This is a genomic window from Proteiniborus sp. DW1 (assembly GCF_900095305.1).
Taxonomy (GTDB): domain Bacteria; phylum Bacillota; class Clostridia; order Tissierellales; family Proteiniboraceae; genus Proteiniborus.
Genome location: NZ_FMDO01000028.1, coordinates 107911 through 132540, shown reverse-complemented (window position 1 = coordinate 132540; position 24630 = coordinate 107911). Strand labels below are relative to the sequence as shown.

The window sequence follows — 24630 nt, the reverse complement described above, 5'->3', positions numbered from 1 at the left end:
TTATTTTTTAATTGTAGAGTTAGATATCCCCTCGATTAAGTAATTCTGCCCATATAAAAATACTAAAAGAGCAGGTATCATATATATAACACTAGCTGCAAAGGCAATGCCTAATTCGGAACTATTTATTACAGAAAGATATATGGACAATGGGTGTTTATTTACATCCTTTAAAAATATCAATGGCTGTTCAACCATATTCCAATTGTCTATAAATAATAATATAGCAAGAGAAGCCACTCCTCCCTTAGACTGTGGAAGAATAACCTTAAAAAAAATCTGCGCCAATGAGCATCCATCAACCATTGCTGCCTCAATATATTCATTTGGAATAGAAATCATAAATTGTCTCAAAAGAAAGACTCCAAATGCTCCAAATATTCCTGGAAGTATTATAGATAGGTAATTATCTAAAATACCTAGCTTATCTAAAACTAAATAATTAGGTACAAGAGTAACTTGAAATGGCATCATCATAATTATTATGTATATAAAAAAAAGCGTATCTCTTCCTCTAAACTTTATTTTTGCAAATACAAATGCTGCTGACGATGATATTATTGTCTGGAATATGACTATGGGAAGTGCTAGAAAAACCGAGTTCCAAAACATTCTTAAGAACTTTGATTTTCCCACTAAAACTTCATAGTACTGTTCAATTACTATATTATCTGGAATCAATTTAATACTTCGAAACTTTTCTTTTTTATCCTGGGTAGTGCTGTCTCCTATAAAAGCACCATAGCTTTCATTAATCTCAGAACTTCTCATAAAAGAATTAGTAACTGTCACTATAAGAGGCAATAGCACCAATAAGGCAACTATAATTAGAAATATAGTGACTGCTAGTTTTTTATTTTTCCTCATGCTAATCCTCCTAGCCCTCAATATATCTTTCTACTCTTTTTTGAATCTTAAATAATATGAATATGATTAAATATAATATGACAGCCATCAGTACTGCTGATGTAACTAGCTTATGATAATCCAGCTTATTAAACATATTATTGAGATAATGCTGGAGCATATATATGCTTTCATGCGGGTAGCTACCTGATAAAAGATATACTTCCTTAAATACCTTGAAGGAGTTAATTATAGATATGACTATTACGAAAAAAGTAGTAGGCATCAGATAAACTGCTGTTATATTAAAAAACTTAGTTAGAATTCCGGCACCATCTATATCGGCAGCTTCATAATATTCTTTGGGGATACCTTGAAGCCCAGCTAAAAATAATATCATGTTATATCCAAGGTTTTTCCATACATAGATTATAACCACTACAACCATGGCAAAAGATGAGTTTAGCCAGTCAGTAGTTTTTATATTAAATATAGAAAAAATTTTATTAATAAGCCCATGATAATCAAATATGTACTCAAAGAATAAAATAACTGAAGCTACTGGTACAACTAATGGTATTATAAAAGAAGTCCTTAGTGTGTGTTTGAAATGTATCTTCTGATTTAATAAGATTGCCAGTATTAAAGATAATACTATAATCAATGGGACACTGATTCCTGTGAATATGGCAGTATTAGACAGCGCCTTTCTGTATACTTCATTATTTATCAAATCAATATAATTACTTAATCCTACAAAGCTCCCATTTACCGGCTTGTCAAAGAAAGAAAATATTACCATCCATGTAAATGGTGCTACATAAAACACTAATATGCCAATTATACTTGGTGCAATAAGTAGCAAAGCTACAATCTTATCTTTCATGCTAAATCTAGAAAGCACGGCATATCCTCCTTTTTAACTTGCATAATGCTAAAAATAAAGATACCTCAATACAAATTATACCAGAGGGTTTTTGCCAAATGAGCCCCAGATGTTTCCAAATTGTTAAATTTCGTAGTCTCGCAACATAAATTTATTTGCTCGGTTCTCCTACATAAGTTTGGTGCTTGGTACGTTTGACCTACCTACGATTCTTTCGGAAAAGCGTCCGAAACAATCGGGTTAGATCAAAAAAAAATAGATGGGCACCTGTAGTTCCTCATCTATTTCAATCGTTCACTATAGGTAGTTCAATTGTAAAACTAATTGTATCCTCATATAAATTATAATTTATTTTACCTTCATTTTTTTCAATTAATTCTCTACATATATAAAGCCCTAATCCAGAGCTGGCTTGTTTTTGGTTGCCATGATTATACTTTACAAATGGTTCAAACAGGGTGTTTTTTATTCCCTCTGGTATAGGTAATGTCTTGTTTTCAAGTATTATATATGCATGGTTATCTAGACAAACTCTAATTTTTATTTGTCCATCTACGCTATATTTTATAGCATTATCAATAAGATTTAAAACAACTGCTCTTATTTCTTCTTCATTTCCAAAGATTATAATACTTTCATTTTCTAAATTTAGTTCTATCTTTCCTCTATTATATATTACTCCATATTCTTTAATTATTTTGCCTATCAGTTCATTTAGATCAAAGTATTCCTTATGTTCCTCTTCTATTTCTTTACCTTTAGCTACTATCAACATGTTTTGAACCATTTTATTCATTCTATCAGCTTCTGTTATTATTCTTTCATATGCTCTATCTTTTATTTTATCATCTATCTTGCCCTGACTTAATAACTGGGCATATCCTGTAATTGAAGTAATTGGAGTCTTCATCTCATGAGTCGCATAATTGAAAAAATTCCTAGTGGACTTCTCCAGCTCCTCTATCTTAACTTTCTCCTGTCTTAAATATTCCATTTGTGATACTATTTGATCCTGCATTTTATTGAACTGGTGAATAATGATAGCTACTTCGTCATTACTTTTTGCTTCTAATCTATTAGAATATTCTCCTTCGCCCATAGACTTTATTCCTTTTAACAACGTATTTAGTGAATTAGTTGATTTCTTTAGCCAAACAGAGTTTATTAATACCATTATTATGAATAAAATAAATTGAATAACTATTATCCTCTTCATCAAATCCTTATAGTTATTATATTGAGTCAAATAATCTTTCTGAAATACGAATATACCTACATAACTATTCTTTACATATACTGGATATGAATAGGTTGCAAAATATCTATTATCCTCATTGTGAATATATAACAGTGATGATTTGTTATTGCTATCTTCTATAATTTTATCCATACTGTTCTTGTCAATAAGCTTACCTGCAAACTGTATATAACCATCATTATCATACATTATTGATAAATATATGTCGTATCGCAGACTTTCTTTATTCATAATTGACCACAAATTACTTCTATTATATAAAGTTATATCTCCCTGTAGATTTAATACTTGTCTTTCAAGCCCATAATACATTATTGACATGATTCTTTTCATGTCATTTAAAATGAAGGTTTGCAAATTTTCTTCAAATATCTGCCATATTATAAAGTTTATTATTATTAATATTATAAAACTAATTAGAATTATTCCAGTAGTTATTTTACCCCTAATAGTATTTAGCATTGTTCTACCTCATTACATAGCCTTTCCCAAACACAGTTTCTATAATAGTGGGAGTTCCTAGTTTTGCTCTAATTCTTCTAACATGGACATCAACTGTTCTGGAATCTCCATAGTAATCATAGCCCCATACACTATCCAACAGTTCAGGTCTAGTAAATACTCTGTTTCTATTCTTCAGTAGAAAGAAAAACAAAGCAGATTCTTGTCTCTTTAACGGAACCTCCACACCATTTTTAAATACTCGCTCACCAAACAAATCTACTTTTATGCCCTCTCCTAGTTCAATAATCTCTTCTGATAAAACCTGTTTTTCCTTTTCAATACTTCTAAATAATGCTTTTACTCTAGCTATTACTTCTTTAATTTCAAATGGTTTAACTATATAATCATCTGCACCCAGCTCTAATCCTATTATCTTATCGAAAATACTATCCCTAGCTGTAATCATAATAACTAAATGGTCATTAGATATTTGCTTACAGATTTCAAAACCATCTATATCTGGAAGCATTAAATCTAAAAGTACTAGATCAGGCTTAAATATTTTTATCCTCTCTAATGCTGTCTTTCCATCAAAATAGCTTTCTACCTCATATCCTTCATTTATTAAGGTCATTGTCAATATATCATTAATTGAGTATTCGTCCTCTACTATTAAGATCTTTTTTGTCATTTTACCCCCCATTTCTCTTATTTAGCTTCAGATTCTATCTAGACCTTGATATAATAATTCTCTGGTAAATAACATCTTTAGTGACAGGAATACCATCTATTATTTTCTTTATTTCCCTAGTAGAAAATATTTCATTTCCAGCTTCGTTAACTAATACATTTATTTCTGGATAAATTTGTTGTGATTTTTCTTTAAATTCTTCATCATAGACTAAAACAGGTATAGTATATTTATAGTAATATATACTTCTCTTAGTTAATTCAATGTAGTCTCTAAATAAATCAAAGCTTTCTTCTATAAAGAAACCATTTCCTATATATTCTATGTATGAGTATTCATCAATAGGTGCACTAAGTGAAATAGAGCTTTCTTTTGCAGAGCTTTTATTTTTTAAATTTGCCATGTTCAAGCTCTTGTCAATAGAATTATTAAATAAATAAGTATATTCCTTTTTTTCAAAATTATAACTAGTAACAACAGATGTTCCCATCAAATTCCAGTTCTCTTTGTTTCCTAATCTTATATCGTGAAAAAGGATTAACTCATGACCATTTTTCATAGTTCCTCTAACTCTACTTATATCTTCATCTATTCCCAAATCAATATATTCTTCTAAAGTATAATGGTCATTTTCAAATCGAATCTTATAAATCTTAAAATCTTTTTGATCTATCCAAATTAATGATCTTAGCTCAAAAATATAGCATATATCACCATGTCTATGGGTGTTATTTTTATAAAATCTATTATCGACTAAGTCATATAAGAAGACATTGATTACCTCCCCACTAGACGACATTTCATTAATGACTAAGTATCTATTACTTCCGGATACATAGGATATTTCATATTGATTTTCATTTTCCCTTAGTTCATTAATTATTATAGACAATTCATTTATTAAAGTTGGTTTACTTCTTATAGTGTAATCTATCATGTAAGCCTTATCTTCTATAAGTCCAACCTTGTTAATTCCTGGTCTGAAGTCTATGCTTTCTTTCAATGTTTCTGATATCTTATTATACACATCTAATTTATATAGATATTTTTTACCACTGATATCTTTATCGTGATTTTTTTTAAGGTTTCCATATATCTCATCTCCATAATAAAAGGCTGGATAAAAACAATTACTACTATCTAAATCTAGATATACTTGTCCAAAACTAGAAGGTTCTACAGGGGCTTCTCCTTCTAGTTCTACATTTTCTTCTACTACTATTCTTTTATAGTCTTGTTTTTCACAACTTAGTAAAAGGAGTAGACTAAATATAAATACTATAAAAACTATTGTTTTTTTCATAGCTCATTCTCCAAAACCCTATCTAGAATTTTCATAAAAGTTTTTGCTAACTTTTTCATCTTATCATTTATTGTAGCAAAAAAAGGAGTATTTGTCCAAAAAACGTTAGAAATACCAAAAGCTCCTTCTAAAAAGATTTTATACTTTTATATAGAAGAAGCTTAGGACTTAAGCATAACTCAGTTAGTGTATCAGCTAAATATAACAAAAAAAGCATTCTCTTAGTTTTAACCAAACATAAGAGAACGCTTGTTAGAAGAACATATGGTGTTTAATTTAGTGTTTGTTTTGCAGAATTATTTGCTGTTTTTCCCAAATCACTTGCCTATATAAACATATAAATATTTGTTTCGCTATTAGGTTTGTTCAAAAAATCCCTTTCTTTTATCTAGTTAACTCATTTGCCCAAATACTATTATTAATTAATGATTTTAGTTGTAGCTCAGAAGACTTCCCATATGAAAGCCTATCTATCATAGCATTTGCAGCTGGATGATAGTATTCTCCTCTTTTTTCAGCTTCTTTACCCGCTCTTTTAGCCTTTTCTATTATGGTCAAATCTTTCAACCTAACTTTATTCGGTATAGGATTTAAAAGCAATGTTTTGCTTTTTAAAGGTTGTCCCTCATATTTACCTGTAATTTTTATAGGTTTATTACTTACCATAAATCCATCTATAATATCTGTATCCCTTCCCCATATCCTAACATCATGCTCTAATAGCCACTTAATAGTCCCTTCTATATTTATTACATCCTTTGGTGAAGTAGCTACCAATACTACATCCATAGTCGCTATGGCAGACAAATCTGCACTTAGTTCTTCTCCTAAAACATCTCCAATGCCACCCATTCCAGCAGTTACTGCAATATGAATTCCCTTTTCCTTTGCTGCCATCATAGTTCCAGATGCAGTTAAGGCTCCGCTTATGCCATTGTTACATGATTCTATAAAAATATTCTTATCTATACGTATCAGTTCCTTGGATTTACTTCTAAAACTAATAAATTCTTTCATGCTTCCAACTATTACCTCTCCTTCATCAACCCAGGCTATGCACTTATGTTCCCAAGGCCATATCTTTATAAGAGTTTCGTCTTCAATGGATTTTAAACCATGGGTTAATAAAGCTGTTTCTACTAGAAATTTAGTTTCTATATTTATCACTTCCTTCTATCCATTAAATCTTTTTCAATATACTTGCATATTTCCTCAGATAGCTTTGATAAATCCATTTCATTTTTTTCTTCAATAATCTTCTGGTATCCATTAGCAATTGAATCTATTCCATTACATGCTCCTGACAATGCCCCTGTAATAGTAGCAATTGCACTTGTTTCATCCCCAATATTAACTCCACCATAGATAGATGGCATGGTTTCACCATTATTTGCTATAAATAGTCCAAAAGCAACTGGTACGGTTTCAGCAATTGCTGGTCCACTTCCAATTGTTTCTGCTAAGTTCTCCATTATCTTATCAGGTTCTCCTGCTTTCATTGCTATATTTACAGCCATATCCATTCTCTTTTGTACAGAAGGCCCTGGATAATTAAGTGCAATTTCGTTACCTCTTTCCTCTCCTATTTTTGCTCCATAAAAGCCTGCTTGAACGATATCATAAACTGTAACTTTTTCTTCCATAGCTTTACTCACTGCAGCTGCTACAGCGCAGGCTCCTGAGATGCTATATTTATCATCATGAGATGACATAGTTACTGCTATAGTTTCGTATATAGCCTTATCAATATCTCCTGGATTAAATAAACCCATTGGAAAAGCTTTACAGGCTGCCCCATTAGATGACATGGCATAATAATGGCCTTTAAAAAGCTTATTCCCTAAATGTCCTGCATAAGCCCAATAAGTATTATTTTCTTTACTTGCAGTTATACGATTAATTACTTTTCGAGTAGTCATTCCTGCAAAAGGCTCAAACCATTCATATGTGCTCCATTCAATTAGAGCTTTTTGAGCAGATTCTGTTGTAAAACTCCCATTAGTTTTTAGTATATATTTAATTAATATATACGGAATACTAAAGGCATCTGTTACCTGACCTGCTACACGACCTTTTGCTGGTGTATCATTTGGTGGAGTATGAAAATCTACTACTTTCCCACCAAAACTTTCACGTATCTGATTAAAAGACCTAAGCTCTGTAGCAGCACCCATAGCATCTCCTACAGCAGCACCTACTAATGCTCCTAAAATTTTGTTATACATCTTTATTTCCCTCCAAACATATTTGCCATCTTTTTATAACAAATTTGCTCAATACCTTTGGCCAATCCTTGAATATCCAGACCATTTGCTTCCTCTAATGTGGGAAGAAAATGCTCTGGAAAAGAATCTGCGCCACATAGTGCTCCTGCAATCCCACCTGCTATAGTTGCTAAAGTGTCAGTATCATATCCTGCATTTACACATCCAATAATTGTTCCCATGGCATCTCCGTTATTTGCTGCGAATATTCCAAATGCTGATGGTACGGCCTCAGAAATATGAAGTCCTGTGCCAATCCTTTCGGCAATTTCTACCATTTTTTCTCTTGGAGTTCCTTTTCCAAACCCTATCTCAATTGCTAACTCCATACGCTTTACTACGGATGGTCCTGCTGCATCACGTCCTATTTTTCTTCCTAGCTTTTCCCCTTCTATAGCTCCATATAGCCCTGAACGAATTACATTATATACATCCGCATCATCCATCATTGCTCTACTTACAGCTGCAGCTACAGCACAAGCACCAGAAATCGAAAGGTAATTGTCATGGGTTAGCATTGTTACCTTTGCTGCATCAGAAATAGCTGCATCTAAGTTTCCAGGATTTAATAGTCCTATTGGGGAAATACGCATTGCAGAGCCATTAGTAGCCTGACGAGTAGCTAACGCTGTCTTCCCAGAATTTTCGTCCAGTTTTCCTTCAAATTCTCTAATAGCCAAACGGGTAGTCGGACCTGCAAAACGATCAAAAAACACAGAATGCTTAGACCACTCTATCAAAGCATCTTTAATTGCTTGCTCTGTTACCTTTCCTCCAGCTTCTACTATTTTTCTGGCAACAAAATACGCTGAGCTAAAATCATCTGTTACTTGTCCAGCTTTGTTGCCTGCACCAAAAGTATCCATAGGTGGTACTTCAAAATCAGTAACCTCATGCCCAAAATATTCCATAATTTGCTCAATTGATCGTGCTTCTGTCGCTGCTCCCATAGCATCTCCAGCTGCAGCACCAATAAGCCCTCCTAATATTTTATTATACATATCTATACCTCCATTCTAATAATAAAGGTAGGCTTTAATATGTGTTGCCACTTATCTAAAACCTACCCTTCATCTTTTTACGTTATCTCCAGCCTTCCATAGAAGTTACATTATCTTTATTTACAAGTTGTATCGGTGTCCAAACTACAGACTCTTTAAATTCATCTCCTCTAATTGCTTTAAGTGCTGTAATTAATCCGGCTTTTCCAAATAAATAAGGTGACATTGCTACTGTAGCATCTAATTCCCCATTTTCAATGGATACCTTTGCCTCCTCTATGAAGTCAACTCCTACAACCATTACTTTATCTTTCATATTTTTTGCCTTCAATGCTTCTACTGCACCAAGAGCCATAATATCATTTCCACAAGTGATACCTACTATATCTGGATTTGCTTCAATTATTGCAGTCGTCACATCATAAGCTTGCTGACGGTCAAAGTTAGCAGTTTGTACTGGTAGCACTTCCATACCCGCTTCCTTAAATGCTTCTACTGCACCATTTTTTCTTGCCTCACTTTGAGTAGCTCCTGGTATTCCTTCAATAACAGCTACTTTACCTTTACCACCTGTCTTTTCAATTATATATTGTGCTCCTAATGTTCCTTGATATTTGAAGTCTGATGTAATAAATGCTTCTATTTTTCCATTTGCTTCTGCTAGTGCTTCTTCATTCACACCATTTCCTACTGCTACAACCTTAACTCCCATTTCATTGGCTTCTACAATTCCTGGTATTAAGTTTTGTTCTGTTAGTGGTGATATTGCAATAGCATCATAATCCTTAGAGAGAAGCACTCTCATAATCTCTAGCTGTCCTTCAATGTCTGTTTCTGTTTCTGTTGCTTGTACATCTATAGTAACACCATATTCTTTTGCCGCATCTTCATAACCTTCTTGCATTGTAATCCAGAAAGAATTTGCTAAGGTACTTTCTATAGCAGCTATTTTAACACCTGTATTTTTATCTGGAAGTGGTGCTAAAGCTTCTAATAGCATTTTTTCTGCTTCTATTATGGCACTATTTTCTTTTTCTACTGTGTCACTACTTTCTTTTTCTCCTACCTCGTTGTTTTCCTTTACCTCTGGAGTGCCTGTAGTCTGGCTATCCTTAGAACAACCTATTACACTCATAGACATAACTACCACTAACATAAATACTAGTGATTTAAATTTTAAAGATCTTTTGTTTTTTAACATTTTTTATTCCTCCTCAATTTAGTATATATTAATTCTGGTATTTTTCAGAATTAATAAACCTTTTTACATCATCTAAAGTCGCCTTTGTTCTTGGCCCTTTTTGAAGGCATTTTATAGCAGCTGACGCAGAAGCAAACTCAAGTGCATCCTTTTTATTCATTCTTTCACAAAAGTATGAATAAATAAATCCAGCTAAAAAACAATCTCCTGCACCAGTTGTATCTACAGCTTCTATTGGAAATGCTTCTACATTAAGTAACCCTTCTTTATCTATCCATAAAGCTCCTTCACTTCCAGCAGTGCAGATTGCTCCCTGTAATGAAGGAAACCTTTTGAAAATCATTTCTATTGACTTGCCATAATCTTTTTCACCAGTCATTTCAAGATAACCTTCCCGTCCACTGGAAAATATAGTTGATAAGCTTATCATTTCTTCTATTTCTTCAATAGCAACACCACAAGTTTCCATAAAGCTTGGTACACATTGCATATTGTATAAAACCGGGATATTCTTTTCCTTAGCTAATTTGGCTATAAAAATAGCTGCACGAGAAGAAAACAAATCTGTATAAAATACATCTATCCCATCCAATATATTTTCTGGAATCTCTTCTGGCTGTAAGTCTATCACTGAGTCCCCTAAGTTTGCAAAAATACAATGTTTCCCTCCAGGAGCAGTTATAATGTAATTATGCAAGGTTGTCCCATTAGGTTTTGTAACTAAAAACTTATCACTTACTCCGTCTTCTATTAATGTCTTACGAAATTCATATCCATAATTATCTTCACCTATTTTCCCAGCCTGATAAGCTTCTATTCCATAACGAGCAAGTGCAACAGAAACATTAGCAGCACTTCCACCAGGTACCAATCTTTCTGATTCAATAAAACCAAATCCATCTTCTCTCGGCAATTCTTGAGACTCTATTATAATGTCCATTGCTACTGTTCCAAGAGATAAAACTCTTTTTCTTTTACTCATAAAATCCTCGCCTGCCTTTTTGAAATAATCTTAATGTGCTTTTGCTTTTCTTCTAACTTTGTATTCTGTAGATGCAACTGATAATAAAATAATTAATCCTGTTAATAATTGTTGATAATTGGATGAAATAGAAAGTATCCTTAACCCATTTTTCATTACTCCTAAAATTAGACAAGCAATAAATGTACCACTTATACTTCCCTTTCCTCCATTCATATCTGTACCACCAAGAACCACTGCCGCAATAGCATCCATTTCATAGCCTGTTCCTGCCAAGGGCTCTGCCGTATTTAATCTTGCACTAATAATAAATCCTGCTATTCCTGCACAAAAACCACATAATGTATATATTAATATTTTGTATCTTTTTGTATTTATTCCGTTTCTTCTTAAAGCCTCTTCATTGGCTCCTATTCCAATAGTATAATATCCAAATCGTGTTTTACTTAATATAATTATGCCCAATAGAGTAATTATAAAAGATATGATAATTGGCCAGTTTAGCCATCCAACACTTCCACTACCCCAATAAGTAAAAGCTTTCGAAAATCCAAAAACTGGTTTGCCATTTGTGATTAATATATTTATCCCTCTAAATATTGACATAGTACTTAAAGTCACTATTAATGGATTTATCTTTATGAAGGAAATCAAAAAACCATTAAGACAACCTATTAGCATAGCTACAACTAATCCTAATAACACAGAAACTCCAACACTTACATTCCCCTTCATAGCAATTCCAGATATAACTGCACTAAATGCAATTACTGACCCAATTGAAAGATCTATGCCTCCTGAACATATAACAAAAGTCATCCCAACAGACAAGATAATATATATAGAAGTTTGGTCCAGTATATTTTTTATATTTCTTAATGTCAAAAAAAACGGCGAAACGATACTCAATACTATTACCATAAGAGATAAAATTGAAAATAATAGTATAGTCATTCTATATGGTTCCAATCTTGTTTTTAGATTCTCATTCATAATTCTTCTCCTTTTAAACTTGAATTGCCCCTGTAATCATAGAAATTACATCCTCAATTTTTACCTCATCAGTTTTTACTATATCTACAATAGTGCCTTGCCGCATTATACATATCCTATGAGCAATTTGAAATACCTGTTGCAAATTATGACTAATTATAATTATTCCATATCCATCTTCTGCAAGCTTTTTGATTAATTTAAGTACTTTAGTAGATTCCACTAACCCCATAGCTGCAGTTGGTTCATCAAAAATCAATAGTTTCCCACCTTGATGAACAGCTCTAGCAACAGCAACTCCTTGTCTCTGACCACCACTCATCCTTCCAACAGGTTCATTGATACTTGATATTTGAATTCCTAGATTCTGAATTAGTTTTTTAGATTCTTCATCCATTTTTTTCTTATCTATAAAACATCCCTTCAGTGGCTCTCTACCAAGAAAAATATTATAAGATACATCACAAGTATCCACTAGTGACAAATCCTGATACACTGTAGATATTCCTTTGTCTAAGGAGGTCTTAGGACTCATCTCCTTTTGCCTTTCATCATCAATCCAAATTTCACCTGAGTCTGGTATAGATGCTCCTGAAAGAATTTTTATAAGAGTAGTCTTACCCGCACCATTATCTCCTACAACTGCTAATACCTCGCCTAAATAACACTCCAAATTAACAGCCTTGAGGGCTTCTATGCTGCCAAATCTCTTTGTTATATTTTTCACTTTTACAAATGGTTTTATCTGGATTTCTGATTCTTTGTTCATTCTCTTCTCATCTCCTATAAATAAACCTATTAGTTACTAATAGGTTTTATAGTCTAATAATTGCTACTCTTCTATTGATTATTGATTGATAGTCTTTATTTAAATCAGTCTTGCTTCAAACTATTGTTTAATACTTACCTTCTCCATGTTTGGCTTATTGCTCAATTCTATCGCTATAAATAAGTAGTATTTTCAAACTCTTAATAAATCAAGGTGAATTATAGAGTATCAAAAGAATAAAGTTTGATTATATATCTAGAAAATAGCAAAAAAAAAACAACCCACCACAAGATACCTATAGTTAGTCGTCTTGAAACAGCCTGACCTTTTTCAATGAAATGCTTAAATTAGCTACTTGTATCTCTTCTTACTGGATAAATTCTGTTTCAAACAAGAACTCATGTATAATACAATATCACTACTATTATATAGCAGTTATTCAAGTTTATCTAATTGATTATTTCAATAATACATTTGCTACTTATTTAAATAAATTATAGTTCTTCATAAAAGCTTGACATGTAAGGTTTATATATAAAACTCCCTAAACTACGCTATTATACAATCTATAAACCATCTCTATCCTTACTTCTTTTCTAGCTACATCATCATTTGTGTAACAGCTTAAGTCAATGCCATTTACTCTAAAGCCATTTTTTATATAAAAATCTATTGCTTTAGTGTTACAGCTATGTGTCTCAAGTATTATTTCTCTAAAGCCTTCTTCTTTTGCTATTTCCTTTGCTTTATTTATCAGTACAGTTCCATAACCACTAGCCCTAAAGTCTTCTAACACTAGAATCTCTGTAATTCTCAATCTATTATTCCAGGATTCTCTATCTACTTCTAGGTATCCTAGTATCTGCTCCTCCTCAGTAAGTACATAAGCTGAAGGATTTTCTAACCAGTCTTCATATAGTATTCCTGTAAAGCCTTTCTGAACTTCTTTTTCGAAAGGCTTCTTTACAAGCTTTATTGAGAAAACTTCATTTGAGTCTACCTCTACATCATAGTAGTATTTGGTTGTATATTTGAAATCCAACTTGTATTTATTATACTCTTTCTTGTCTAGTAGATATATTTCCATGCCTCTACCCCCATTAGTTTTCGTTTAACCAATCTATAGTAGCTTGTGTCATAACTGCTACACCTTTCCAAATCTCTTTCTCATCTATATCAAATTTAGGACTATGATGAGGATAATATTCCCCTTCAATTTGCTTTGGGTTATTTAAATAAAAAAATGTACCCGGAACCTTTTGTAAAAAATATGACATATCCTCTGCTCCCATGACAGGTGTTTTCATCTCTATTATATCCTCTTCCCTTACTATCTTCTTGGCTGACTCTACAAAACCCTTAGTAAATTCCTCTGAGTTGACTACTGCTGGATAGCAATACTCATAGTCCAGTTCATAGGTTGCTCCATGTGCCATAGTGATTCCTTTAATTATCTCTTCCATTCTTCTAGCTATTTTACGTCTAGTGTCTTCATTAAATGCTCTAACAGTGCCCTCTAGCTCCACTGAATCTGGAATAATATTTTGATTAAATCCTCCCTGAATTCTTGTAATGGATACTACTGCTGGCTCTACTGGCATGATTTCTCTACTAACTATAGTTTGAAGCGCTAGCACTATTTCAGATGCAGTTACAATTGGATCGATTGATTGATGTGGATATGCTCCATGTGCCCCTCTGCCTATTACTTTTATAAAAACTTTATCTACTGCCGCCATCATTGTTCCATAACATACTGAAATGGTTCCTACAGGTGCCTCCTTAGCCAAACTACCCATATGCAGCCCCATTATAGCATCTACTTTTGGGGCATCCAATGCACCTTCTTCTATCATAGGCTTTGCCCCACCTGGATACTCTTCCCCCGGCTGAAATAAAAGTTTTACATTTCCTTTAAATTTATCTCTGTTTTCTCTTAAAATTTTTGCAACTCCAAGTAAAGTAGCTGTATGACCATCATGTCCGCAAGCATGCATGCATCCGTTTGTTGACTGAAACTCCAGTCCAGTTTCTTCTTTGATTGGGAGTGCATCCATGTCAGCCCTTAGAGCCATAGTTTTGCCTTCTTCTCTGCCTTTTATTAGACCTACTACAGCATTTCCGTTTACTAAGGTATGGTATTCTATACCCATTTTATCTAATTCCCCAGTAATGAACTTAACTGTCTGAGGTAAATTAACTCCTAATTCTGGTATTTGGTGGAGCTTTCTCCTCCAGCTGATTATTTCGCTTTCAATTCTTTTTACTTCATCCGTTATATTAAGCATTTGTCCCTCCACTGATTAATTTGTTTTTTTATATTTACTTAAGAATAATTATAACCCTTTGGAACATATTGTTAAATATAATTTTCTTTGTCATTTCTCTTTTATTGTTTTTTCTCAGATAAAAGTATCAGTCACTAAAATCACAAAGACTAATACATATAAGATACTAGTCTTTGTGAGTTGGCCCTAAATTGCATTATAATGTAAACCTATCCATTAGTTGGTTCAGTTTTTCAATTGTTTGTGCCAAATTTTCAGTATTACTAGATATGGTCTCTATAGTCGCTGCCTGTTGCTCCATAGAAGCAGATAATTCTTCTGTAGAAGCAGCTGTTTCTTCAGTAATTGAAGATATGCTATGAATAGCCGATATGGCTTCATCCTTCTCATTATCTACCATATTTAAGCCTTTACTTAGTTTCTCCATGGCTTCCATAGAAGTCAATATGGAAGTAATTATTTCCTCAAAGGCTTTAATAGTTTGGTCTAAGGTCTTATTAGCATCATTTATTGACTTTTCTGAAATATCCATGTTTTCCTTAGTGGCTTCAACCTCTGACTGTATTGAATTTAAAATCTCCTCTATCTTCCTAGTAGCATGTCCTGTTTGCTCAGATAGCTTCCTTATTTCTTCAGCTACTACGGAAAAACCTCGACCTGCCTCTCCTGCCCTAGCAGCCTCTATAGCTGCATTTAATGCTAATAAGTTTGTTTGCTCAGAAATATCCAGTATAGTACTTAAAATAGTTCCAATTGAGTTTGATTTCTCTAATAAAGAATTGACATTTTTTGAAACTATATCAGTTGATTTATTCGTTATATTAAACTTCTCTACCATATCATTCATGGCTTTTGAGCCTTCTTCACTTATTATTTGAATCTGCATTGAACTGTTTACAGCTAGTTCGCCATTTTTCACAGCTAGTTTTATCTCATCTGCCAGCTTTTCTAGCTTCATTGAACCATTTTCAGCCTCTTCTGCCTGTTCCATAGCCGCCCTAGCTAACTCTTCTACAGTTCTAGCCACTTCATTTATGGATAGAGCAGTTTCCTGAGTTGCTACAGTAAGACTATTAGTATTTACAACAATATTATCCGTAGTTTCATCTATATCTTTTATAACTCTTCGCATTTCTTCTCTTAGTTTTGCTGTAGCTCTAAATATCGAACCAACTTCGTCTTTTCTACTAAGCATAGCCTTAATTTTTTTAGTTTCCTCTATATTTGTAAGGTTTAGATTAGAAGTGGTATTTAATATTTCAGTAGCAAGAACTATAGGTCCGGATATCCTTTTACCTTGTATTAGAGCTATAATTACTGATAGTAGAGCAGATACTAATATAACTCCTATTATTATATTTATTGTAATATTCAACTCTCTAAATACTTCAGCTTTTGGTATAGAAAGCATTAAAACTTTGCCATCATATAACTTTGCATAAGCCATGATTCTATTTACTTCATTAAAATAAACATCTTCTAAGCCAGAACCATTAGCTTCAATCTTCTCTACTAGGGAACTAAACTGACCATTGTTATATGTTTTTAGATTAACACTTCTATCAAAGGTAGGATGAACTAGGTAATCATAATCCTTATTTACCAAATATGCATATCCTGTCTTATATAGCTTTATATCTTGTACCTGTTTTTCTATTTCTTCTACATACATATCTGCTCCCATAGTCCCAAGAGTCATGCCATTAATGACTATAGGAGTCGAATAAGTCATTACATTTTGATTAGCATTGTTGACATAAAAATCACTCCATAATCCCTTGCCTGCTTTTATAGCATCATAATAAAATGAAGCAGCAGGGTCATCTTGACTCATTCCTGCAATGTTAGTAGGAGTAGAATGCATTATCTTCCCATTTTCGTCTAAAGCAGCCCAAATTCCTTCTGATTTCCCAGTAAACTTTGGATCGAATACTATGTATAGTCCTGCATTTTTTCTAGTATCCTGTGCCATAGCTTGTACTATAGGACTTAGTATACTATTAGTATATTCTGATAAGTACCCTTCTTCATATAGTCTTGAGGCGTTTATAGTACCTTCAACTATTTTTTGCATATTTAATACTATTTCTTCATATACTGCTAAGTCTTCATTGATTTCCTTTGCATATGTTTGTGTTGTAGCTATTAGGTTGTTTCTAGCCTCTTCTTCAATCACATTCATGCTTCTGATAATACTAGAAGCTCCAACCATTAGAGACATTACGATGGAACAAAGCAAAACTGTTAAGATGATTCTTGTGCTAATCTTTTTCATTGCTTCACCTTCCTTAATATTTATTTTCATACGATAATTATAGACATTATCTAGTGTTTATTTATCCATAATCCTTAATAGAACACATTTATTATGCAGTAATATCTATTGATTAATATAACTATGTATTAATTATATACGAATACATTCCCCCATTTCAAAGGTTTAAACTAGCAATATATATTAATAAGGGTTCTTCCCAGCTTATTTTTATTCTTTAATCCAAGAAAAAACATATTATTACTTTATATCTACTTTTATTATACAATATATATTAAAAGAACTATTATGGAGGTATGCCCATGAAAAGAATTCTTTTAGTTGAGGATGATGATAATATTTCTTTTGGCATAAAAACATATTTGGAAAAAAAGGATTTTAAAGTAGACATAGTTGATAGCTTGGTTAAAGGAAAGAATATGTTTAGTTTAGTCTATGATTTGATTATATTAGATGTAAATTTACCAGATGGAACTGGATATGATTTTCTATCTTTTGTGAAACTTAAAGCTAAAACTCCCATAATCTTTTTGACTGTAAGAGATGAAGAAAAAGAAATAGTTAAGGGATTAGATTTAGGAGCAGATGATTATATCACTAAACCCTTTAAACTTTCTGTACTGGAATCAAGAATTAATACAGTACTAAGAAGAGTAAAAAGAGACACAGCCTTTGATGATATACTATTTTGTCAGAACCTAAAACTAGTAAAATCTCAAACTAAGGTTTTTAAAGACAAAGATGAGATTGATATAACAGGTAGAGAATATAAGCTACTTGAAATATTCATGGAAAATCAGAATCAAACATTAACAAGAAAAACTTTATTGGACAAGTTATGGGATATTGAAGGAGATTTTGTAAACGACAACACCCTCACTGTTACTATAAAAAGGCTGAGAGAAAAAATTGAAGACTCTCCTAATAAGCCCACAATGATAAAAACTATCAGAGGAATTGGATATAGAATGGAGAACGAACATGAGTAGTTTTACAAAAAATATATTGTACAAAATAATACTTTTAGGGTTTGTTTTTCTATTGTCCTTTTTCATTTCTATTGGAATATATAATATTTACGAAAAAATCTTGTTTGAAAAATTAGCTACTGTAATCGGGGTCATAACTGAAAATTCAAAAGATATAGAAATAAAGACTATGGCTCAACTTAAGTCTGAAAATAGTCAATATACTTCCGTCGGAAAAGAAAGTCTAAAGAAATATGGATATAACGACAGTAGTTTTATTTTTGTAAAAAGTAAGTATAAGGTCGTATATATAGGGTTGTTATTTTCGATTATTATTACTTTATTGCTTTATATCAGTATGTATACATCTCGTAAAAATAAAATAAAAAACATAGAAAAATTAAAAGATTATCTAGAAAGAATTAACAAAGGGGATTACTCTCTTAACTTCCAAATAGACGATGACTTTTCCATTCTATCAGATGAATTATATAAAACTATTATAGCCCTAAGAGAACTAAAGGAAAAAGCTGTACAAGATAAGATAGCATTAAAAGATAATATAGCAGATATATCCCATCAGCTGAAAACTCCAATTACTTCTATTAATATAATGTCTGAATTAATGGAGAATAGCGATTCTAAAGAAGAAAGTATGGAATATATACAAAGGTTAAAGAAGCAAATATTAAGGCTTGAAGCCTTGACTAATTCCTTGCTCACTATGTCAAAGCTAGATGCAGGTGCAATAGAACTTAAAAAAGAAAACATAGACATTAAAAATACTATATACTTAGCTGTTGAACCTATTATATCCTTAATAGGTAAAAAGAATATTGCCTTAAATATAGAAGGTAAAGGTGTACAAATTAAAGGAGATGCCTATTGGCTAAGTGAGGCATTTCTAAATATCATAAAAAACTCTGTTGAACATTTAAAAGTGAATGGACAAATAAATATATTTATTCAATCGAATCCAATTTTTACAGAGGTAAGAATTGAAGATAACGGAAGTGGATTTTTGGCTAATGAACTGCCTTACATATTCAAAAGATTCTTTAAAGGAAAAAATGCCAGCAAAGATAGTATAGGAATAGGTCTCTCTATGGCAAGGACTATTATTGAACAGCATAATGGTGAAATCATTGCCGAAAACATAAAAGAAGGCGGAGCAAGATTCAGAGTTAAATTTTACAAAATACTTTAATGTCACTTGAATATAGTCTTTCATCTGTATTATATAACTAAAAGTTAGTATTAGCTACAATCAAACTTCTAGTAAAATGTAAAGCTTCATAAAAGTAAACTCATTAACTAACTAAAGGGGATAGCAAAATGAAATTAAAAAAATTGAGGTCTAGAGTTCTATCAATAATTATAATTTTAAGTGCTTTATTTGCTTTTTATGTTCTCATATCACTAATAGGGAATATTTTAAAACCTAATAATATCATTGTAGTAGATGCAGGACATGGAGGAAGGGATCCTGGAGCAACCAGTATTACCAACATCTACGAAAAAGATATAAATCTAGAGATAGCAAAAAAGCTATATCAGAAACTAAAATCAATGAATTATAAAGTCATTCTTACTAGGGATAGCGATGAATATGTTCAAAATAGCTCACGTGCTAACATAGCCAACAGAAAAAAAGCTAGGGTATTTATTAGTATTCACTGTAATGCTCTCGACAATGATAATGTTACGAATGGTATACAGGTTCTATATTGCCCTAATAAAGCAAATGAAACTAATGATTGGGATAACAAAGCACTTGCTCAATTAGTACTAGACCACCTGCTGACAAGTACTGGTGCCACTAATAAGGGAATAGTAGAGAGGAAGGACTTAGTAGTTTTAAATCAAGCTAGAGTGCCTGCTATATTAGTGGAATGTGGGTTTATAACCAATAGGAAAGAAGCAGAATTACTAGTAGATGAAAAATATCAAGATATAATTGTAAATGCTATAGCAAAGGCTATAGATATTTATTTGGATAGTGAAAATTAATAAAATGTCACTTAAATGTCACATTTATGCTATAAACTTATAACCATAAGGAGGAATGAAAATGGAGATATTAAGAACTGAAAGTCTTATAAAATCTTATGGAGAAGGTGAATCTAAGGTTATAGCTCTTAATGATGTGACATTTTCTGTTGATAAAGGCCAATTCGTCTCTATAGTCGGAGCCAGCGGCTCTGGTAAATCAACTTTGTTACATATTCTAGGTGGAGTTGATAGACCAACATCAGGAAAGGTCTTTATAGAAGATAGAGAGATATCAACCTTAAAAGAAAATGAATTAGCTCTATTTAGAAGAAGAAAAGTAGGTCTGATATATCAGTTCTACAACCTGATTCCAACAATTGATGTAAAGAAAAATATTTTACTTCCCTTATTGTTAGATGGAAGAACTCCTGATATGGACCACTTTAATGAAATAGTTAATATGTTAGGTTTAGGTAATAGACTAATGCATTACCCAGGACAGCTTTCTGGAGGACAACAACAAAGGGTAGCTATTGGTAGGGCCTTAATCTACCGTCCAGCAATTATACTAGCTGACGAGCCTACTGGAAACTTAGACAGAAAAAACTCCATGGATATTGTAGAACTATTAAAAGTATCAAACCAAAAATATAAGCAAACTATACTGCTAATAACCCATGATGAAAAAATGGCTCTAGAAACAGATAGAATAATAACTATGGAAGATGGCAGAATAGTCTCTGATGAGGTGATTCACCAATGAACATTCTCACAGAGTATACCTTAAATCACTTAAAAAGAAATAAGAAAAATACCCTATCTATACTGATTGCAATAACTGTAGGAACTATATTATTAAGTACTGTAGTACTAATGTCATATATGCTTTGGGATCATCAGCTTAAAAGCGCAGTACTAAGAAACGGAAACTATCATGGCTACTTTAAAGCCTATATAAATAAATCTCAAATTCCATATTTAAGAGAAAATCAAAAAGTAGATCAGATCTATTTCATGACAGAGTTTATTAGCGGAAAAATCAATCTAGAAAGGCCATATATAAGTATTTCATACATGGATAATAACTACTTAGCTAATATGCCAACAAAAAACACCTTAATGGATGGAAGACTCCCTGAAAAAACAGATGAAATAGTGGTAATGGCAAACTTTATGAGAGAAAATCCTGAATATAAGATAGGAGATAAAATAAAAGTAGAACTTGGGCACAGACATAAAAATGGTAGACAATTAGGTCCTTTTGATTTATTGCAAGATGGAGAATCTTTTACTAGAGAGAAAGAAAAAGAGTATACTATTGTAGGAATAGTATCTGGCAAAATCAAGTCTTACGAGCCATCTTATACTTTCTTCGGTTTTCTAGATATTGACTTGATAGATGACAGTATTAGACTGACTCCATTTTTGCGTATGAAAAACCCTAGAACAATATATAAGGATTTACCTACAATAGGCGAAACTCTAGGTTTTGATTCAGGAGAAGATGTGCATAGCGAATACTTATATAAAACAACATATAACACTGCTTATTTAAAATTGCATGGTATTTTACCACCTTCTGCTGAATTAGTAGAAAAAATACCTTTAGATATCATTGGGTTTATCTTATTTATATTGCTCGCTATGCTTCTATTTGTAATTATAATCTACAATGTGTTTACTGTCTGGTCTAACAATAGATTAAAACAGTTGGGTATACTAAAGAGTGTAGGGGCTACACCAAAGCAGGTTAGAAAAACTGTTAGACTAGAAGCTGTTTTTCTCTCCATAGCACCCATAATATCCGGTGTCATCCTGGGACATTTATTCTGCTACCTTTTGACTGATAAAATAACTAGCGTAGTAAAGAGTTCCAATGTAGACATAGATGGGGATATTTTTAAAATGGTCTTTAAGACTTCACCAATAATCATTGGAATAATTATAGTCTTAGCTTTTATAGCTATATTGTTTTCAATCTACAAGCCTGCAAGAAGACTCAGCAAAATAATGCCTATTGAAGCAATTAGGCAAGGCGGGCTAGATTATAAACACTTTAATAAGAAAAAAGAAAATTATAACCCTAAAAATATAGTATCTAGTTTAGCTAGAGACTCATTGAATGGAAACAAAAAAAGCTTTAGAACTACAATAGTATCTATATGTATCAGTTTTATCATAATGGTTACTTTCATGACAGGTGTAAGTGTCAACAAGGCAAGTCGTGCTTTGAATACTATTGAGGATTATTATACAATGAATGTCGGTTTGTATACTGCTGAATTAGCTAATGAAAACATGATTAAAGAAATCACAGCAATACCTGAAGTTAAGGAAAGTATAGTTTACAAGTCTACATATATATATTCTAAAGTCAAGCCAGAATACGTATCAGATGAGTTTAATAATGTTGGTGGATTTAATGACAGTACAAACGAGTATTATAAAAAACTAGATGATGGATATGAGATCAACACTGTGTTAATAGGTCTTGATAGTAATAGCTTTGATAATTTTGTTAAATCTCAAGGCGATGAACCATCTGATTATTATAGAAAAGATAAGCCTAAAGCTGTACTTTTAAATTTAGTTAAAGAAAATCCTAACCAACCTCTAGCTAGAGCTAATTTTATTCCATTTTTAAACAATAAAGTGAATAGTCTATCTTTAAATGAACTGGCTAATGGAGAAGGGTACAGCTTCAATATTGATATAGGACTGAAATCCAGTAAAAAACCAATAAAAGATCTTTATTTGATGAACTATAATATTTATCTGTTTGTACCTAAAGAAATGTTAAACTCTTTGATGGAGGATTTTGACTTGCCAGGAGACTATGCTCATTCAGAACGTATAAGATTATTAGTGGATGAGGAAAACATTGAAGAAGTAAAGAAAAAAGTTAACGATATTAGCAAATATTATTTACCAGAAGAGGATTATTATATATGGAACATATTAGATGATATAGCACAAGAGGAAATACAAAATAGAACCTTGTACTTAATTACTTTTTCTATTGTCTTTTTCTTAGGTATTATAGGCGTATCTAATGCATATTCCAGCATAAATAATAATTTGAGAAATAGAAGACGAGAATTTGCTATGTTAAAATCTATTGGAATTAACAAAAATACCTTAAAGAAAATGTTGAACTTGGAAGGAATCTATTATTGTATTTATCCATTCCTATTCTCAATACCTCTATCTCTAATTATTATAATTGGTTTTGCAAAATTAAGTACTGTATTCAGTGTTAAAGATATACTTATGTTTTTAGATTTTAGAGTCATAGCTATCTATATTGCAATAATTTTTATGAGTATCTATCTAGCATACTATTTTGGAATCAAGAAAGTTGATAAAGATGAAATAGTTAATGTGCTAAAAGATGAAGGAATATAGGTAATTCCCTATAACTAAGTAAAGTTACTAAGCCCACCTAATTAGGTGGGTTTAGCTTTAATTATACAAACTTATTTTTCTAACTATATTGCTTATACTTTTCATAATCATAGTCTTCAGCATATTTTTTTGCTTTGCCTCTGCTCATTTGACGACCTGCCCATGACTTAAAGAGATTTATATAATAGTCATTTTTCTGTCCCTCTGAGAATTTTGGAAATAACCATATCTTCATCTTATTAAACTTCTAATATTATTTAGCAACTTAAAAAATCAACACTTTTACCTAACTTTGTATGAATAACTTTTTCCATTAATATTTACTTTTAATTCTAATGGGTTAGCCTCGGTTTCTACTTCTATAGGGACTTCTATGAGGAAATGTATCTTTCCTTTCTTTAATGGATCAATTCCTGTAATACTAGTATAATTAAAGTCTCCTCCACCTGATTCTTCAATAGTAGAAAATCCATTATAAATATACTTGCTATTATATTTAGCTTCAATATCCAAAAACTTATCTGCTCCAACGGACTGTGCCTGTAAGTTCTTAACCTCAGTAATTACATGCAAAAATGTTAGCCCCTCTTCTTTTACTTGATAATATGAATAATATGAATCAGGATTTGGGGGATTTACTCTTTTAGTAAATTCAACTTTTTTAATAGTTAGTTCAGCAAAATCTTCAATCAATATAGTTTCATCTAGCCTTACTTCTTTAATGCTCATGTTTGTCCCAACCTCATCTGTACTTTCCCCATCTTTACCTATGACCTTCTCTACTTCTATGCCTAAAGTCGCTTCTCTCTCATTTTTCAAATTCTCTAGCTCTTCTTTTATCCTGCTATTTTCTCTTTTCAATTCTTCTATTTGCTTCGTTAGCCCTGCTACCTTACCTTTATTTTCATTATTACATCCTGTAGTAAGTGAACTTACACTTAACACAAATATCAACACAAATGTTTTTATTGACCTTTTAATCATGTTCTTTGCTCCTTCTGTCTAAAAATTGTCTATTCTTATTTAGTTAGTTCCTAATTGTTATAATACAAATTACCCTAATC

22 protein-coding genes are annotated in these 24630 nt (G+C 32.0%); 5 read left to right on the top strand and 17 right to left on the bottom strand.

Annotated elements, in window-relative coordinates; genetic code table 11:
• The 15 genes from DW1_RS06510 to DW1_RS06440 all read right to left on the bottom strand — a co-directional run bounded on the left by DW1_RS06510 (position 1) and on the right by DW1_RS06440 (position 17201).
• Positions 1-867 (bottom strand): carbohydrate ABC transporter permease, encoded by an 867-nt coding sequence (locus DW1_RS06510; protein ID WP_074349801.1) that lies wholly within the window; start codon positions 865-867, stop codon positions 1-3.
• 10 nt (positions 868-877) lie between these two features.
• Positions 878-1750 carry a carbohydrate ABC transporter permease gene (locus DW1_RS06505; RefSeq protein WP_347499708.1) on the bottom strand — a complete coding sequence of 291 codons (873 nt, stop codon included), beginning with the start codon at positions 1748-1750 and terminating at the stop codon, positions 878-880.
• Between the two features lie 268 nt (positions 1751-2018).
• Positions 2019-3452: a HAMP domain-containing sensor histidine kinase gene (locus DW1_RS06500; RefSeq protein WP_074349800.1), complete on the bottom strand. Its 1434-nt coding sequence runs from the start codon at positions 3450-3452 to the stop codon at positions 2019-2021.
• Positions 3453-3456: 4 nt separating this feature from the next.
• Entirely contained in the window at positions 3457-4125 is a 669-nt protein-coding gene (locus DW1_RS06495; protein WP_074349799.1) for a response regulator transcription factor, read from the bottom strand.
• A 34-nt stretch (positions 4126-4159) separates the two neighbouring features.
• The gene (locus DW1_RS06490; RefSeq protein WP_074349798.1) at positions 4160-5428 is read right to left on the bottom strand and encodes a hypothetical protein; all 1269 of its coding nucleotides are present in this window, start codon (positions 5426-5428) and stop codon (positions 4160-4162) included.
• Positions 5429-5812: 384 nt separating this feature from the next.
• Entirely contained in the window at positions 5813-6595 is a 783-nt protein-coding gene (locus DW1_RS06485) for a pseudouridine-5'-phosphate glycosidase (protein WP_083605560.1), read from the bottom strand.
• A complete protein-coding gene (locus tag DW1_RS06480) occupies positions 6592-7653 on the bottom strand; it encodes an ADP-ribosylglycohydrolase family protein (RefSeq protein WP_074349797.1) in 1062 nt (353 codons plus the stop codon). Before DW1_RS06480 ends, DW1_RS06485 begins: the two co-directional genes overlap by 4 nt.
• Before the next feature lie 2 nt (positions 7654-7655).
• The gene (locus DW1_RS06475) at positions 7656-8693 is read right to left on the bottom strand and encodes an ADP-ribosylglycohydrolase family protein (protein ID WP_074349796.1); all 1038 of its coding nucleotides are present in this window, start codon (positions 8691-8693) and stop codon (positions 7656-7658) included.
• An 82-nt stretch (positions 8694-8775) separates the two neighbouring features.
• Entirely contained in the window at positions 8776-9894 is a 1119-nt protein-coding gene (locus tag DW1_RS06470) for a sugar ABC transporter substrate-binding protein (RefSeq protein WP_074349795.1), read from the bottom strand.
• Positions 9895-9922: 28 nt separating this feature from the next.
• Complete coding sequence (locus tag DW1_RS06465; protein WP_074349794.1) at positions 9923-10876, bottom strand: carbohydrate kinase family protein; 954 nt, start codon at positions 10874-10876, stop codon at positions 9923-9925.
• A 30-nt stretch (positions 10877-10906) separates the two neighbouring features.
• Positions 10907-11869, bottom strand: a complete 963-nt coding sequence (locus DW1_RS06460; protein WP_074349793.1) for an ABC transporter permease — start codon at positions 11867-11869, stop codon at positions 10907-10909.
• A 13-nt stretch (positions 11870-11882) separates the two neighbouring features.
• Positions 11883-12638, bottom strand: a complete 756-nt coding sequence (locus DW1_RS06455) for an ATP-binding cassette domain-containing protein (protein WP_074349792.1) — start codon at positions 12636-12638, stop codon at positions 11883-11885.
• A 544-nt stretch (positions 12639-13182) separates the two neighbouring features.
• Positions 13183-13725, bottom strand: coding sequence for a GNAT family N-acetyltransferase (locus DW1_RS06450; protein ID WP_074349791.1), 543 nt, complete (start codon positions 13723-13725; stop codon positions 13183-13185).
• A gap of 13 nt (positions 13726-13738) precedes the next feature.
• Positions 13739-14926, bottom strand: a complete 1188-nt coding sequence (locus DW1_RS06445; RefSeq protein WP_074349790.1) for a M20 metallopeptidase family protein — start codon at positions 14924-14926, stop codon at positions 13739-13741.
• Between the two features lie 196 nt (positions 14927-15122).
• Positions 15123-17201 carry a methyl-accepting chemotaxis protein gene (locus DW1_RS06440; protein WP_074349789.1) on the bottom strand — a complete coding sequence of 693 codons (2079 nt, stop codon included), beginning with the start codon at positions 17199-17201 and terminating at the stop codon, positions 15123-15125.
• A gap of 302 nt (positions 17202-17503) precedes the next feature.
• On the opposite strand from DW1_RS06440, the gene DW1_RS06435 reads away from it, so the two are divergent.
• The 5 genes from DW1_RS06435 (at position 17504) to DW1_RS06415 (ending at position 23566) form a co-directional block, all read left to right on the top strand.
• A complete protein-coding gene (locus DW1_RS06435; RefSeq protein ID WP_074349788.1) occupies positions 17504-18190 on the top strand; it encodes a response regulator transcription factor in 687 nt (228 codons plus the stop codon).
• Positions 18183-19376, top strand: coding sequence for a sensor histidine kinase (locus tag DW1_RS06430; protein WP_074349787.1), 1194 nt, complete (start codon positions 18183-18185; stop codon positions 19374-19376). Before DW1_RS06435 ends, DW1_RS06430 begins: the two co-directional genes overlap by 8 nt.
• 128 nt (positions 19377-19504) lie before the next feature.
• The gene (locus DW1_RS06425; protein WP_074349786.1) at positions 19505-20179 is read left to right on the top strand and encodes an N-acetylmuramoyl-L-alanine amidase family protein; all 675 of its coding nucleotides are present in this window, start codon (positions 19505-19507) and stop codon (positions 20177-20179) included.
• Between the two features lie 61 nt (positions 20180-20240).
• On the top strand, positions 20241-20924 hold the full coding sequence (locus DW1_RS06420; RefSeq protein ID WP_074349785.1) for an ABC transporter ATP-binding protein: 684 nt from the start codon (positions 20241-20243) through the stop codon (positions 20922-20924).
• On the top strand, positions 20921-23566 hold the full coding sequence (locus tag DW1_RS06415) for an ABC transporter permease (protein WP_074349784.1): 2646 nt from the start codon (positions 20921-20923) through the stop codon (positions 23564-23566). Before DW1_RS06420 ends, DW1_RS06415 begins: the two co-directional genes overlap by 4 nt.
• Positions 23567-23645: 79 nt before the next feature.
• Here the strand turns inward: DW1_RS06415 and DW1_RS15515 are convergent, their stop codons facing one another.
• On the bottom strand, positions 23646-23801 hold the full coding sequence (locus DW1_RS15515) for a hypothetical protein (RefSeq protein WP_159433564.1): 156 nt from the start codon (positions 23799-23801) through the stop codon (positions 23646-23648).
• A 47-nt stretch (positions 23802-23848) separates the two neighbouring features.
• The gene (locus tag DW1_RS06410) at positions 23849-24550 is read right to left on the bottom strand and encodes a hypothetical protein (RefSeq protein ID WP_074349783.1); all 702 of its coding nucleotides are present in this window, start codon (positions 24548-24550) and stop codon (positions 23849-23851) included.
• Positions 24551-24630: the final 80 nt, after the last annotated feature.

Bases quoted from the DNA above. Each gene is read 5' to 3' on its own strand.
- DW1_RS06460 (WP_074349793.1), bottom strand. From the start codon at position 11,869: ATGAATGAGAATCTAAAAACAAGATTGGAACCATATAGAATGACTATA.
- DW1_RS06500 (WP_074349800.1), bottom strand. From the start codon at position 3,452: ATGCTAAATACTATTAGGGGTAAAATAACTACTGGAATAATTCTAATT.
- DW1_RS06410 (WP_074349783.1), bottom strand. From the start codon at position 24,550: ATGATTAAAAGGTCAATAAAAACATTTGTGTTGATATTTGTGTTAAGT.
- DW1_RS06455 (WP_074349792.1), bottom strand. From the start codon at position 12,638: ATGAACAAAGAATCAGAAATCCAGATAAAACCATTTGTAAAAGTGAAA.
- DW1_RS06450 (WP_074349791.1), bottom strand. From the start codon at position 13,725: ATGGAAATATATCTACTAGACAAGAAAGAGTATAATAAATACAAGTTG.
- DW1_RS06445 (WP_074349790.1), bottom strand. From the start codon at position 14,926: ATGCTTAATATAACGGATGAAGTAAAAAGAATTGAAAGCGAAATAATC.
- DW1_RS06470 (WP_074349795.1), bottom strand. From the start codon at position 9,894: ATGTTAAAAAACAAAAGATCTTTAAAATTTAAATCACTAGTATTTATG.
- DW1_RS06440 (WP_074349789.1), bottom strand. From the start codon at position 17,201: ATGAAAAAGATTAGCACAAGAATCATCTTAACAGTTTTGCTTTGTTCC.
- DW1_RS06425 (WP_074349786.1), top strand. From the start codon at position 19,505: ATGAAATTAAAAAAATTGAGGTCTAGAGTTCTATCAATAATTATAATT.
- DW1_RS06495 (WP_074349799.1), bottom strand. From the start codon at position 4,125: ATGACAAAAAAGATCTTAATAGTAGAGGACGAATACTCAATTAATGAT.
- DW1_RS06475 (WP_074349796.1), bottom strand. From the start codon at position 8,693: ATGTATAATAAAATATTAGGAGGGCTTATTGGTGCTGCAGCTGGAGAT.
- DW1_RS06510 (WP_074349801.1), bottom strand. From the start codon at position 867: ATGAGGAAAAATAAAAAACTAGCAGTCACTATATTTCTAATTATAGTT.
- DW1_RS06415 (WP_074349784.1), top strand. From the start codon at position 20,921: ATGAACATTCTCACAGAGTATACCTTAAATCACTTAAAAAGAAATAAG.
- DW1_RS06435 (WP_074349788.1), top strand. From the start codon at position 17,504: ATGAAAAGAATTCTTTTAGTTGAGGATGATGATAATATTTCTTTTGGC.
- DW1_RS06465 (WP_074349794.1), bottom strand. From the start codon at position 10,876: ATGAGTAAAAGAAAAAGAGTTTTATCTCTTGGAACAGTAGCAATGGAC.
- DW1_RS06490 (WP_074349798.1), bottom strand. From the start codon at position 5,428: ATGAAAAAAACAATAGTTTTTATAGTATTTATATTTAGTCTACTCCTT.
- DW1_RS06430 (WP_074349787.1), top strand. From the start codon at position 18,183: ATGAGTAGTTTTACAAAAAATATATTGTACAAAATAATACTTTTAGGG.
- DW1_RS06420 (WP_074349785.1), top strand. From the start codon at position 20,241: ATGGAGATATTAAGAACTGAAAGTCTTATAAAATCTTATGGAGAAGGT.
- DW1_RS15515 (WP_159433564.1), bottom strand. From the start codon at position 23,801: ATGAAGATATGGTTATTTCCAAAATTCTCAGAGGGACAGAAAAATGAC.
- DW1_RS06480 (WP_074349797.1), bottom strand. From the start codon at position 7,653: ATGTATAACAAAATTTTAGGAGCATTAGTAGGTGCTGCTGTAGGAGAT.